13 protein-coding genes are annotated in these 12,538 nt (G+C 68.9%); 11 read left to right on the plus strand and 2 right to left on the minus strand.

Annotation, left to right across the window (positions count from 1 at the left end):
• Positions 1–33: 33 nt before the first annotated feature.
• From FHU39_RS11170 to FHU39_RS11190, 5 genes are all read left to right on the plus strand, one after another.
• Complete coding sequence (locus FHU39_RS11170) at positions 34–840, plus strand: LLM class F420-dependent oxidoreductase (RefSeq protein ID WP_183320401.1); 807 nt, start codon at positions 34–36, stop codon at positions 838–840.
• A gap of 96 nt (positions 841–936) precedes the next feature.
• Positions 937–3,390: a DNA gyrase/topoisomerase IV subunit A gene (locus FHU39_RS11175; protein WP_183320402.1), complete on the plus strand. Its 2,454-nt coding sequence runs from the start codon at positions 937–939 to the stop codon at positions 3,388–3,390.
• Between the two features lie 75 nt (positions 3,391–3,465).
• Positions 3,466–3,969 (plus strand): DoxX family protein, encoded by a 504-nt coding sequence (locus tag FHU39_RS11180; protein WP_183320403.1) that lies wholly within the window; start codon positions 3,466–3,468, stop codon positions 3,967–3,969.
• A gap of 20 nt (positions 3,970–3,989) precedes the next feature.
• Entirely contained in the window at positions 3,990–4,220 is a 231-nt protein-coding gene (locus FHU39_RS11185) for a ribbon-helix-helix protein, CopG family (RefSeq protein ID WP_183320404.1), read from the plus strand.
• Positions 4,221–4,230: 10 nt separating this feature from the next.
• Positions 4,231–4,554, plus strand: a complete 324-nt coding sequence (locus FHU39_RS11190; protein WP_343065828.1) for a type II toxin-antitoxin system PemK/MazF family toxin — start codon at positions 4,231–4,233, stop codon at positions 4,552–4,554.
• Between the two features lie 54 nt (positions 4,555–4,608).
• Here FHU39_RS11190 and FHU39_RS11195 read toward each other — a convergent pair whose 3' ends face one another.
• On the minus strand, positions 4,609–5,874 hold the full coding sequence (locus FHU39_RS11195) for a DUF222 domain-containing protein (RefSeq protein ID WP_183320405.1): 1,266 nt from the start codon (positions 5,872–5,874) through the stop codon (positions 4,609–4,611).
• Positions 5,875–6,019: 145 nt separating this feature from the next.
• On the opposite strand from FHU39_RS11195, the gene FHU39_RS11200 reads away from it, so the two are divergent.
• Positions 6,020–6,970, plus strand: coding sequence for a ferredoxin family protein (locus FHU39_RS11200; RefSeq protein WP_183320406.1), 951 nt, complete (start codon positions 6,020–6,022; stop codon positions 6,968–6,970).
• Positions 6,971–6,976: 6 nt separating this feature from the next.
• Here the strand turns inward: FHU39_RS11200 and FHU39_RS11205 are convergent, their stop codons facing one another.
• The gene (locus FHU39_RS11205) at positions 6,977–7,540 is read right to left on the minus strand and encodes a DinB family protein (protein WP_183320407.1); all 564 of its coding nucleotides are present in this window, start codon (positions 7,538–7,540) and stop codon (positions 6,977–6,979) included.
• 72 nt (positions 7,541–7,612) lie between these two features.
• On the opposite strand from FHU39_RS11205, the gene FHU39_RS11210 reads away from it, so the two are divergent.
• The 5 genes from FHU39_RS11210 (at position 7,613) to FHU39_RS11230 (ending at position 12,471) form a co-directional block, all read left to right on the plus strand.
• Positions 7,613–8,188: an HhH-GPD-type base excision DNA repair protein gene (locus FHU39_RS11210; RefSeq protein WP_183320408.1), complete on the plus strand. Its 576-nt coding sequence runs from the start codon at positions 7,613–7,615 to the stop codon at positions 8,186–8,188.
• Positions 8,185–8,427 (plus strand): thiamine-binding protein, encoded by a 243-nt coding sequence (locus FHU39_RS11215; RefSeq protein ID WP_183320409.1) that lies wholly within the window; start codon positions 8,185–8,187, stop codon positions 8,425–8,427. Before FHU39_RS11210 ends, FHU39_RS11215 begins: the two co-directional genes overlap by 4 nt.
• Positions 8,420–8,794, plus strand: a complete 375-nt coding sequence (locus tag FHU39_RS11220) for a helix-turn-helix domain-containing protein (RefSeq protein WP_183320410.1) — start codon at positions 8,420–8,422, stop codon at positions 8,792–8,794. Before FHU39_RS11215 ends, FHU39_RS11220 begins: the two co-directional genes overlap by 8 nt.
• Positions 8,795–9,172: 378 nt before the next feature.
• Complete coding sequence (gene uraD / locus FHU39_RS11225) at positions 9,173–11,101, plus strand: 2-oxo-4-hydroxy-4-carboxy-5-ureidoimidazoline decarboxylase (protein WP_343065829.1); 1,929 nt, start codon at positions 9,173–9,175, stop codon at positions 11,099–11,101.
• Complete coding sequence (locus FHU39_RS11230; protein WP_221185236.1) at positions 11,098–12,471, plus strand: 8-oxoguanine deaminase; 1,374 nt, start codon at positions 11,098–11,100, stop codon at positions 12,469–12,471. Before uraD ends, FHU39_RS11230 begins: the two co-directional genes overlap by 4 nt.
• Positions 12,472–12,538 lie beyond the last annotated feature (67 nt).

A 12,538-nucleotide genomic window follows, 5' to 3' on the forward strand; every position in this document is an offset into this window, starting at 1 on the left:
CGATCGGGCCTGCCGTGACCCTACTGTTGCGGGATGACTTCGCGCCCGGTCCGCATCGCCGTCCAGATCCAGCCGCAGCACGCGTCCTACGAACGCATGCGTGACGCGGTGCGCGAGGCGGAGGATCTCGGGGTCGATGTCATCTTCACCTGGGACCACTTCTTCCCGCTCAACGGCGACGCGGACGGCAAGCACTTCGAGTGCTGGACGACGCTGGCCGCGTGGGCGGAGCAGACCTCCCGGGTCCAGCTGGGTGCGCTGGTCACCTGCAACGGCTACCGCAACCCGGACCTGCTGGCCGACATGGCACGCACCGTCGACCACATCTCCGGCGGCCGGCTGATCCTCGGCATCGGGTCCGGCTGGGCGCAACGGGACTTCGACAGCTACGGGTTCGAGTTCGGCAGCACCGGCAGCAGGCTCGACGACCTCGCGGCTGCGTTGCCGCGGATCGAGTCCCGGTGGGCGGCGCTCAACCCGCCGCCGACCGGCCCCATGCCGATCCTGATCGGCGGCGAAGGGGAGCAGAAGACGCTGCGGATGGTCGCCGAGCACGCGAGCATCTGGCACAGCTTCTCCGGCCCGGACAAGCTGGCGCACAAGCTGCAGGTGCTGCGCAGCCACTGCGACGCGGTGGGTCGTGACCTCGACGAGATCGAGGTGTCGGTGGGGGTCGGCGGCCGCGGCCGCGAGGGCCGGTCCGCCGGCGACCCCGAGGTCGAGGGACAGCCGCTCCTCGACCTCGGCGCGCGGCTGTTCACCCACGGCGCGAACGGTCCCGACTACGACTTCACCGTGCTGCGCCGGTGGATCGCGTGGCGGGACGCGTTGAACGGCTGAGGAGCCAACCGAGTGTCGGTCACGCGTCGCCGCGCGGCGTGAGAGAAGATGATCGGCGCGAACACCGCGAGATCAGCAGGACACCGAAGGGCAGTAATGGCGCGCAAGAAACGCGACGAGACCGAATACATCGACGACGCGCAGCAGAACATCATCGACATCGACGTCGACGACGAGATGCAGTCGGCATACCTCGAATACGCCTATTCGGTCATCTACTCGCGGGCCATCCCCGACGCTCGTGACGGCCTGAAGCCGGTGCAGCGCCGCATCCTCTACGCGATGGACGAGATGCGGCTCTACCCGGACCGCAACCACGTGAAGTCCTCCCGTGTCGTCGGTGAGGTCATGGGTAAGTACCACCCGCACGGTGACGCGGCGATCTACGACGCGATCGTCCGGCAGGCACAGGACTTCACCATGCGGCTGCCGCTCGTCGACGGCCACGGCAACTTCGGTTCGCTGGACAACGGCCCTGCCGCGTCGCGTTACACCGAGGTGCGTCTCGCCCCCGCAGCACTGGAGCTGACCAGGTCGCTGTCCGAGGACACCGTCGACTTCGTCCCCAACTACGACGAGAGCGAGCAGCAGCCGGACGTCCTACCGGCGGCGTTCCCCAACCTGCTCGTCAACGGCGCCAGCGGCATCGCGGTCGGTATGGCGACCAACATGGCACCGCACAACCTCGGTGAGGTAGTGGCGGCCGCCCGGCATCTGATCGATCACCCGGACTGCTCGCTCGACGACCTGATGAAGTTCGTGCCCGGCCCCGACCTGCCCTGCGGCGGACGGATCGTCGGGCTGGACGGCATCCGCGACGCCTACCTGACCGGCCGTGGCAGCTTCCGCACCCGCGCGACCGCCACGATCGAAAACCTCACTCCGCGCAGGAAATCCATCGTAGTCACCGAGCTGCCCTACATGGTCGGCGCGGAGAAGGTCATCGAGAAGATGAAGGACCTCGCCCAGAGCAAGCGCCTTCAGGGCGTCGCCCATGTCGACGACCTGTCGGACATGAACGGCATGCGCCTGGTCATCGACGTCAAGAACGGCTTCAACCCCGACGCCGTGCTGGAGTCGCTCTACAAGCACACGCCGATGGAGGAGTCCTTCGGCATCAACAACGTCGCCCTCGTCGAGGGCCAGCCCCGCACGCTGGGACTCAAAGAGCTCCTGACGGTGTATGTCGACTTCCGCATCGACGTGGTCCGCCGCCGCACCGCGTTCCGGCTGAAGAAGGCCACCGACCGCCTGCACCTGGTGGACGGCCTGTTGATCGCGATCCTGGACATCGACGAGGTCATCCAGGTGATCCGCAGCTCGGACAACGCGGGCGAGGCGCGCGGCCGGCTGATGCAGGTCTTCGATCTGTCCGAGGCGCAGGCCGAGTACATCCTGGAGCTGCAACTGCGTCGCCTGACGAAGTTCAGCCGGATCGAGCTCGAGAAGGAGCAGGCCGAGTTGCGTCGGCAGATAACCGCCCTGCAAGCGATCCTGGACGACGAAAAGCTTTTGCACAAAACGGTTTCCAGCGAGCTCGCCGAAGTCGCCAGGACGCACGGCACGCCACGCCGCACGGTGCTGCTGGAGGGTGACGGAGCTCAGAAGACCGCTGCTGCCGCGACCCCACTGGAGGTCTCGGACGACCCGTGCTGGGTGCTGCTGTCCTCGACCGGGCTGCTCGCCCGGACCACGGACGACTCCCCCGTCTCAAACGAGGGGTCGCGCCGCAAACACGACGTCGTCGTGTCCCGGGTCCGCACGACCGCTCGCGGTGAGTTCGGTGTGGTCACCTCCGCGGGTCGCCTGGTACGACTGAGCGCGCTCGACCTGCCCACGCTGCCACCGACCAACGACGCCCCGGTGCTGGCGGGAGGTGCGCCGCTCGCGGCATACATCGACCTGGCCAAGGGCGAGGAGCCGCTGGCCATCGCCTCGCTCGCGGCGGAGTCCAAGGGCCTGGCGCTCGGCACCCTGCAGGGTGTCGTGAAGCGGGTCAACCCGGACTACCCGGGCAAGGACTCGTTCGAGGTGATCTCGCTGAAGGACGGCGACAAGGTGGTCGGCGCGGTCGAGGTGCTCACCGGCACCGAGGATCTCGTCTTCATCACCTCCGACGCGCAGCTGTTGCGTTACTCCGCGGATCTGGTGCGGCCGCAGGGCCGTTCGGGTGGCGGCATGGCCGGCATCAAACTCGGCAAGGGAGCCCGCGCCATCTGGTTCGGCACGGTGGAGACGACGGCACCGGCCGTGGTGGTGACCGGCGCGGGAGCGTCGGGCGCGCTCCCCGGCACGGGTCCGGAGTCGGTGAAGGTCGCGCCGTACGAGGAGTTCCCGAGCAAGGGACGTGCCACCGGCGGGGTGCGCTGCCAGCGCTTCCTGCGCGGCGAGGACGAGTTGGTCATCGCGTGGGCCGGCACCGCTCCGGCGCGCGGCGCGAGCCCGACCGGCGCCGCGGTGGAGCTGCCCGCCGCGGACGGCAAGCGGGACGGCAGCGGTGTCCCGATCTCGGGTCAGCTGGCCGTGATCGGCGGTGCGTTCCCGAGCTGACGGGCCTGATCCCGCCGTAGAGTGGTTGCACATTCACCTATGTGGATCGGTATCACGCCGAGAAGGGGTCAGCTCATGCAACTCGCTCGTCTGGCAGCACGTACGGTCATCGGTGGCCTCTTCATCGGCCACGGCACGCAGAAGCTCATGGGGTGGTTCGGCGGTCCGGGCCTGGAGGGCACCGACAAGATGATGGAGGCGCTGCAGATGTATCCGCCGCGCCGCAACGCCATCGCCGCCGGAGTGAGCGAGGCCGCCGGCGGCGCTCTGCTCGCGACCGGGCTGGCCACCCCACTCGCCGCATCGAGCCTGATCGGCGTGATGACAACAGCCATCCGCAAGGTCCACGCACCCAACGGTGTCTGGAACTCCAACGGCGGCTTCGAGTTCAACGCCACGCTCATCGCCGCGCTGGTCACGCTCGCCGAGGCCGGCCCGGGAGATCTGTCCCTCGACCATGCGTTCGGCGTCGAGAAGAAGGGCACCGCCGTGGCCCTCGGCGCGACCGCGCTGGGCGTTGCCGCCTCGTTCGCGACGATCGAGTTGGGTCGGCGCGAGGCGGAGCGGAACGCGAGGTAGTACCGCGGTAGTATTTCGGTGTGAAGCTCAGTGTCAGCCTGCCGGACGAGGACGTGGCCGTCCTCGATGAGTACGCCCGCGCTGCCGGTCTTGCGTCCAGATCGGCGGCGGTCCACCATGCCGTGCGCTTGCTGCGCCTGCCTGACCTCGAACACGACTATGAGGCCGCATGGCAGGAATGGGACGCGTCCGGCGATCACGCAGCATGGGATGCGACGGCGGCCGATGGGCTCACCGATGCTGCGCGGTGAGATTCGGCTCGTGGACCTGGATCCGGTGCGCGGCAACGAGGCCAACAAGCGGCGCCCCGCAGTGATCGTCAGCAACGATCGCGCGAACGACGCTGCGACACGCCTCGGCCGCGGAGTGCTGACCATCGTGCCGGTCACCAGCAACACCGCCCGGATCTTCCCGTTCCAGGTATTGCTACCCGCCGGCGACACCGGCTTACGGCAGGACTCAAAGGCCCAAGCGGAGCAGATCCGCTCGGTCACCATCGAGCAGCTGGGCGCCGTCCTTGGCCGGGTGCCAGCAGACCTGATGACACGACTGGACGATGCGCTGCGCATCCACCTGCAGCTGTAACTCCGCGCAGCCGTCAGTTCCTCACCGCGTGCCGGTGGCGCCATTCGATGTTCATCAGAGTGCGCCCGACGGGTGAGGTGACCGGTGGCGGTAGGCCGGGTGGGGGTGGTGGTGTGCTGGTGGCGGTGAGGCCGCCGGTGAGGATGTGTGTTTGGCCGGCGTCGCCGCCGACGAGGTAGTCGGGGTGTTCCTTGACGTAGTTGCAGCGTTCGCACAGCCCTTGGCCGTTGCGTTCGGACGTGGCACCGCCGTGTGAGTGGGCGAGTACGTGGTCGGTGTGCCGGATCGGCGCATTGCACCATGGCGTCCTGCAGGTGCGGTCCCGCAGTGCGACGAAATCGGCGAGGAGCCCGGTGTAGCAGCGGGCGGAGGAGTCCATCCGACCAGGTCCCCGGTGCCCGGGTAGGCGAACAACCGGCGCACCTGGGTCGCCTTCTGCGGGTCGGCGAACCATTCGCGGACCAGGTCGGCCGGGACCGGCCCGTACCCGGGCACCTCGGCCGGAGTGTCCCCGGTCAGCGAGTCCAGCCCCATGATCAGGTTGACATGCACCTCGACGCCGTCGGCGGGTGCGCGGCCGGTGACCCGCTCGACCAGGGTGTCGGCCATCACCTGTCCCCGCGGGTGCTCGGGTGTGGCGGCCCGGTCGGCTTCGGCTTTCAACGCCGCGTAGCAGGCGACCCCGTCCTTGACCGGCAACAACGCGGTCAGCCACGCCATACAGTCCGGTGCCGGCCGAAGGCTCACCCGCCGCTGGGATTCGGCCTTGGAGCGGCGGGCGGTGATCGCGGCCGGATCCGCTGCGTAGGCGGCCGCTTGTGCCGCGGCCCGTAACCGGCGGTGCCCGACCCGGCCCAACTCTGGCCGGACCGCCGCGTCCACCTGCTCGCGGTCCTGTTTGGTCAGGCAGGCGGTTTCGGCGACCAGGGTGGTCGCGTCGTGCTCGCTGATCACCCCGGCGCGTAGCGCCTCGAAGGTGTGCGGCATCTCCTGGGTCACCGCACGGGCCACCCCGAGCAGCCGGGAGCCCTGCGAGGGTGCGATACGCCGGGCGAGGGCGACCTGGGACCCGACCAGCCGGGCGGTGTCGGCGGCGCGGATGCCGCGTGCGGTGTCGCGTTCGCGCTGGCGCTCATGCAGGGCGACGGTTGCCCGTGCCTGCCGGGCACTGAGGGCGTTCTTCAACTCTTCACAGGCGCGCACCTCCGCCAACAGGTCCTCGGTGCTGAGCGGGCCGTCGAGCCGGTCCTGGAACGAGCGCACCGCATCGGCGGTGACCGCGGCGCACGACCCGATCTCGTCGATGAAGATCTCGTTCATGCGTTCGATTATATTCCGAATTCCACTGCAATACAAGAATTTTCACCCATCAAATTATCCACAACAACCGTCCTCGCAGGAGGGGATGTGGACAACTTTGCAGCCCTCTAAGCTGAGCATGCCTCCTCCACGAAGGGACCCAGCGATGACGACACACGCCACACCACGCCCGTCCGACGCCTGCTCCGTCGAGTGGGACGATGCGGACCTGCCCGCGTGGGGTTCGGCGTCCTACGCGAGGTTCTGGGTCTGCCTGGAGCAGGCCGGTCCATGGGGGCACAGCGCCATCACCGAGTCCCACCTCGACCACCAGGTCGGTATGACGCTCGAGCGCGCCTGTGCCGACCGCGGCGGGCGACTGCTGCTCATCCGGAGACCGGGCGCACACGCGGACGAGCCGCACGAAGGCCCGCACACCGTGCTCGTCGCCGGCTGCCTCGACCGTGACCCGTGGCTGCTGACCGGCGAGATCGACGACCCGGCGCAGCTGCTGGGCCTGCCGTGGGACGCCCTGCTGGAGGACGACCCGGATGCCGCGACCGAGCGCCTGCCGGAGTTGGAGGAGACCCGCGACCCGGCGATGCTCATCTGCACGAACGGCAAGCGCGACGTGTGCTGCGCGGTGCGCGGTCGGCCGATCGCGCTCGAACTCGCGGCGGCGCATCCGGACGCGATCTGGGAGTGCTCGCACACCGGCGGACACCGGTTCGCGCCGACCGGCATCGCCCTGCCCTCCGGGCAGACCTACGCCCGGCTCACCCCGACGCTCGCCGAAGCGGCACTCCGGGCAGAGCACCGGCACGAGGTGCCCGACGAGCTCGCGAGCGCCACCCACAACCGGGGCCGCAGTTGTTTCCGCGCACCGGTACAGGTCGCCGAATCGTTTGTGCGCCAGCAGATCTCGGAGAAGCACGGCCCGTCGCTGACCGCCTCGGGCACGCAGGTCGCCGACGGGTCCTGGCTGTGCACCGTCGACCACACCGACGGGCGCAGCTGGACGGTCGACATCACTGCCGAGGACGGGCCCGACATCAAGACGTCCTGCGCCAAGTCGCCCGTGCCGAGCACGGTATGGCGCGCAGCGCTGTCCCAGTGACAGCGATCATTCGCCGGTGTCGCCGTCGATCGACTGCCGGATCAGGTCGGCGTGGCCGTTGTGCCGGGCATATTCCTCGATCATGTGCGTGACGATCCAGCGGAGCGTCATCGGTTGCTTCGGCTCCCCACCCGACTTCGCCGACAGGGCGCCCAGACCGTCGCCCGGCGCCGCCTGCGCGATCGCCGAATCCGCCAATCCGACACACCGCTCGTAGATCTCGGACAGTTGCGCAGGTGAGTCGTCCAGCGCGGTCCGCCACTCCCAGTCCGGATCGTTCGCCCAGTCCACCGACGCCCACGGCTCGAGTTCGTCGCCGCCACCGAAGAATTCGTGGAACCACCCCACCTCCACGAGGGCGAGGTGCTTGATCATCCCGCCCAGTGTCATGTCCGACGGCGGCAGGCTCATGGCCAGTTGCTCACGAGTCAGCCCGCCGGTCTTCCAGCGGAACGTGTCCCGGTGATAGCGCAAGTAGGCCAGCAGGGTCTCCACCTCGCCCGCCTGGCCCGGCGGATCCACCCGGGTGGCCGGGTCGACGGCGGGGGTCGTGTCCGTGGCAGCAGTCATCCCGCCAACCTAGGAGCAGGTGCGAGCACCGCGCCATCGAGTTGTTGCCCCGGATCGTTCTACGCTGCTGGTATGCCGAACATCCGGATCGCACAGGACGACACCGCGGACCACCTGCTCTCCACCGACCCGTTCGCCCTCATGGTGGGGATGCTGCTCGACCAGCAGTACGGCATGGAGCACGCCTTCCGCGGCCCGGCCAAGATCGTCGACAAGCTCGGCACCCTTGACCCGGCGACGATCGCGGCGCAGGACCCCGAGAAGTTCGCCGACCTGTGCTCCACCCCGCCGGCCATCCACCGCTATGCGCGCTCCATGGCAGGACGCGTCCAGCAGCTCGCCCAGGTCGTCGTGGACGACTACGACGGCGATGCCGCGCAGATCTGGTCCACCTCCGGAACCACCCAGGAGCTGCTGAAACGCCTGAAGGCGCTGCCCGGCTTCGGCGACCAGAAGGCGCGCATCTTCGCGGCCCTGCTCGGCAAACAGCTCGGAGTCACCCCCGACGGCTGGCGCGAGGCGATCGGTCCGTATGCCGAGTCCGGCTCGTTCCGCTCCGTCGCCGACGTCGTGGACGACGTGTCGTTGCAGAAGGTCCGCGACTTCAAGAAGCGGGCCAAGGCCGCGGCGAAGGCAGCCGCACGATGAAGGTCCGCGCCGAGGTGACGACCGAACCGTTCCAGGGCGAGGGCGAACTCCCGACCCACGTACGCGCGGCGGCCGACGCACTGGGCACCGACGGGCTGCAACCGGATCTCGGGCCGCTGGGCACGTCGGTCGTCGGCGCCGCCGACACCGTCGTGCCCGCGCTGTCGGTCGCGGTCCAGCAGGCGCTCGCCGCCGGCGCCACCCGCATCAGCCTGCAGATCGAGCGAATCGATGACTGACACCATGCCCGACACCTTCACCGAAGCACTGCGACCCCTGCTGGACCGGGTCGGCGCCATCGTCGTCGAGGGCGACCCGCAACCGGACGACATCCCGATCACCTGGGCGGGCAGCACGATCCACGTCCGGGTCCAGGACGACCGCGACCTGTCCGACGGTCTGGCGCGACTGATCCAGAGTGTCGAGACGGAGCTGGGCAGCAGCCTCGCGGAGCTACCCCGGGCCGGTAAACAGCACGCGGTCCGGCTGCTGGAGGAACGCGGCGCCTTCGAGATGCGCCGCTCCGCGGAGACCGTGGCGGAGGCCATGGGCATGTCCCGCTTCACCATCTACAACTACCTCAACCGGATCAGGGTCAACGGCTGAGACCGGTCACGCCACAGCGGGCGCCGGGGAGCGCGCCGCGAACTCGGCTCAACAAACTGTTGACGCGAGTGTGACCCACGGCATACTCTCTTTCACGGATCAAATTCCATATGTTGAAACTCACATTCCGTATAAGCGAATAATTGGTGCCCGCGGCGGCTCAGCCCACGCCCACCGAAACGCACGAAACCGCGCAGCCGCGCGGGTGCTCCTCGCATGACCAGCGGAATCTCCCCCGGCCGGGCCGCCGAAGCGCGAAAATGCCCTAGCCACCACAAAATCATTGATGTCCCCCTGGGCCTTCTGGAAGGACCGCTCGTAATGTCTGCTGCCACAGCTGAGGGAGTGCGCCCCCGCGCCAAACATCCCGTAGACGAAGTGCTCCCCCCGCAACAACTCGCCGTCTACGGCATCCAGCACGTGCTGGCGTTCTACGCCGGCGCCGTCATCGTGCCGATCCTGCTCGCCGGGGCCATCGGCCTCACCTCCGACCAGCTGATCCACCTGATCAACGCCGACCTGTTCACCTGCGGCATCGCCTCGCTGCTGCAGGCCATCGGCTTCTGGAAGGTCGGCGTCCGACTGCCCCTGCTGCAGGGCGTGACCTTCACCGCCGTCTCCCCGATGATCATCATCGGCGTCAACGCCGGCGGTGGCGTCAACGGCCTGCTCACCATCTACGGCTCGGTGCTCGTCTCCGGTGTCGTGACGTTCCTGCTCGCGCCGTACTTCGGCAAGATCGTGCGCTTCTTCCCGCCGGTGGTCACCGGCTCGGTCATCACCGTCATCGGCTTCTCGCTGCTGCCGGTCGCCGCCGGTGACGCGCTGCTGCGCTGGGACCCCAAGACCCACTCCTACAGCGCCTCGGTGCTGAGCACCGACGCCAACGGCAACTTCCACCTGGCCGCAGGCGGCTGGAAGACCCTGTGCCTCGCACTCGGCACCGTCCTCATCATCGTGATCATCCAGCGCCTCTTCCGCGGTTTCGTCCAGACCATCGCCGTGCTGCTCGGCCTGGCCATCGGCACCCTGATCGCCTGGACCATCGGCGAGGCACACTTCGACTCGGTCAGCAGCTCCAGCTGGCTGGGGGTCACCACACCGTTCCACTTCGGCATGCCGAAGTTCGTGCTCGCCGCCATCATCTCGATGGTGCTGGTGATGCTGGTGACGATGGTGGAGACCTGCGGTGACGTCTTCGCGACGGCCGAGATCGTCGGGAAGCGGGTCGACGGCGAGGACGTCGCCCGCGCCCTGCGCGCCGACGGACTGGCCACCTTCATCGGTGGCATCTTCAACTCCTTCCCCTACACCTGTTTCGCCGAGAACGTCGGCCTGGTGCGACTGACCAAGATCAAGAGCCGGTATGTCGTGGCCACCGCCGCCGTCTTCATGATCATCCTGGGGCTGCTGCCGAAGGCCGGCGCGATCGTTGCCGGCATACCCTCCAGCGTCCTGGGCGGCGCCGGTCTGGCGATGTTCGCCACCGTCGCCGTGGTCGGCATCCAGACGCTCGGCAAGGTCGACTTCAACGACCACCGCAACGGCATCATCGTGGCCACCTCGCTCGGCCTGGCCATGCTCGTGACCGCCCAGCCCGGTGTGGCGACCCTGTTGCCGAAGGACTACCAGGTGTTCCTGGGCTCGGGGATCACCATCGGATCGATCGCGGCCTTCGTGCTCTACATGGTGTTCTTCCACGTCGGCAACAGCCGCGGGGCCGGGGTCGCGACGACGCCGACCGGCGCCGTGATCGGGCTCGCGCAGGTCAACTCGATGTCCAAGGACGAGTTCGTGCAGACCTTCGGGACGCTCTTCCAGGGCAACTCGTGGGTCATCGAGGACGCCTACGAGCAGCGGCCGTTCAAGGACACCCGCGACCTGCGTGCGTCCTTCCAGGAGGCGTTGTTCTCCGCCTCGGACGAGAAGCAGCGCGCGCTCATCGCCAGCTACCCGGACCTGGGCAGCGTGGACGTCTCCGACGACGAGGTCGGCGAAGCGTCCATCCGTGACCGGGCCGCGATCATGCTCAGCCAGCTGCGCGACGACGAGCGCGAGGAGCTGTCCACCCTGACCGCCGCCTACCGGGAGAAGTTCGGCTTCCCGCTGATCACCTGCATCCGCGAGACCGACTCGGTCGAGCAGTTGGTCGAGGACGGCGAGACCCGGCTGGACAACTCCCGCCAGCACGAGCTGGTCACCGCGCTGCTGGAGAGCGCCAAGATCGCCGGCCACCGCTTCGACGACCTGGTCGCCGACGCCGACCCGATCGGCACCGCGCGCAGCAGGATGGCGAGCACGCCGTGACGAAGAAGCTGGTGCTCGACGGCGCCACCGTCGTGACGATGGACGCAGACCGGCACGAGTACCCCGTCGGCCACGTGGTGGTCGACGGGGGCCGGGTCCGGTCGGTCGGGCCGGGCCGGTATGCCGCCACCGACGAGGACGTCGAGGTCATCGACGCCAGCGGGTGCGTCGTCACACCGGGCCTGATCAACACCCATCACCACCTCTACCAGTGGGCGACCCGTGGATACGCCGTGGACGCAACGCTGTTCGAGTGGCTCACGACGCTCTACCCGGTGTGGGGCAACATCGACGAGCACATCGTCGGCCAGGCCACCGCAGCGGGCATCGGGCACCTGGCGCTCACCGGCTGCACCACCGTCATGGACCACCACTACGTGTTCCCGCGCGACGGCGGCGACGTACTCGGTGCCGAGATCCGCGCCGCAGAGCGGATCGGCGTGCGGTTCTTCGCCACCCGCGGCTCGATGGACCTCGGGCGCAGCGACGGCGGCCTTCCGCCGGACCACGTCGTGGAGTCGCTCGACGATATCCTGACCGCCACGGCGGCCGCGATCGACGAGCACCACGACCCGTCGTCGGACTCGATGGTCCGGGTGGGGGTGGCACCCTGCTCACCGTTCTCGGTCACGACCGAGCTGCTGCGCGAGGCTGCGGCGCTGGCCCGTGACCGCGGGGTGCGCCTGCACACCCACCTGGCCGAGACGCTCGACGAGGAGGACTTCTGCCGCGAGCGCTTCGGGCAGACCCCGGTCGACTACATGGAGAGCGTCGGCTGGCTCGGCGACGACGTGTGGTTCGCCCACGGGATCCACTTCGACGACGCGGCGATCCAGAAGCTCGCGGCCACCGGCACCGGTGTCGCGCACTGCCCGTCCTCCAACGCCCGGCTCGGCGCCGGGGTGTGCCGCACGCGTGACCTGCTCGCGGCCGGCGCGCCGGTCGGCCTCGGCGTCGACGGCGCCGCATCGAACGAGGCGACCTCGATGCTCGAGGAGGCCCGCCACGCGCTGTTGTTCGCGCGCGCCCTCGGCGGGCCCACCGCGCTCGGCGTCCGGCAGGCCCTGGAGGCCGCCACGCTCGGCAGCGCCCGCCTGCTCGGCTGGCAGGACCGGATCGGGTCGCTGGAGCCGGACAAGCAGGCCGACCTGTGCGTATGGCGCCTCGACACGCTCGCGCACGCCGGCATCGCGGACCCGGTCGCGGGCCTCGTGCTCGGCTCTCCACCGCCGCTGGACCTCGTCCTGGTCGCGGGCCGGGCCGTCGTCCGGGACGGACGGCTGGTGCGCGCGGACGAGCGCGAACTGGCCGCCGGAGCGCAGGAAGCGGCCCGACTCGTCGGGGCGCCCGCGCTGTCCGGCCACCCGTGACACGCATCACAACGAATACCCGAAAGTGCTTTTCAACAAATTGTTGAGCCGGTACCATTGTGGGAGC

The organism is Flexivirga oryzae (assembly GCF_014190805.1).
Classification (GTDB): domain Bacteria; phylum Actinomycetota; class Actinomycetes; order Actinomycetales; family Dermatophilaceae; genus Flexivirga; species Flexivirga oryzae.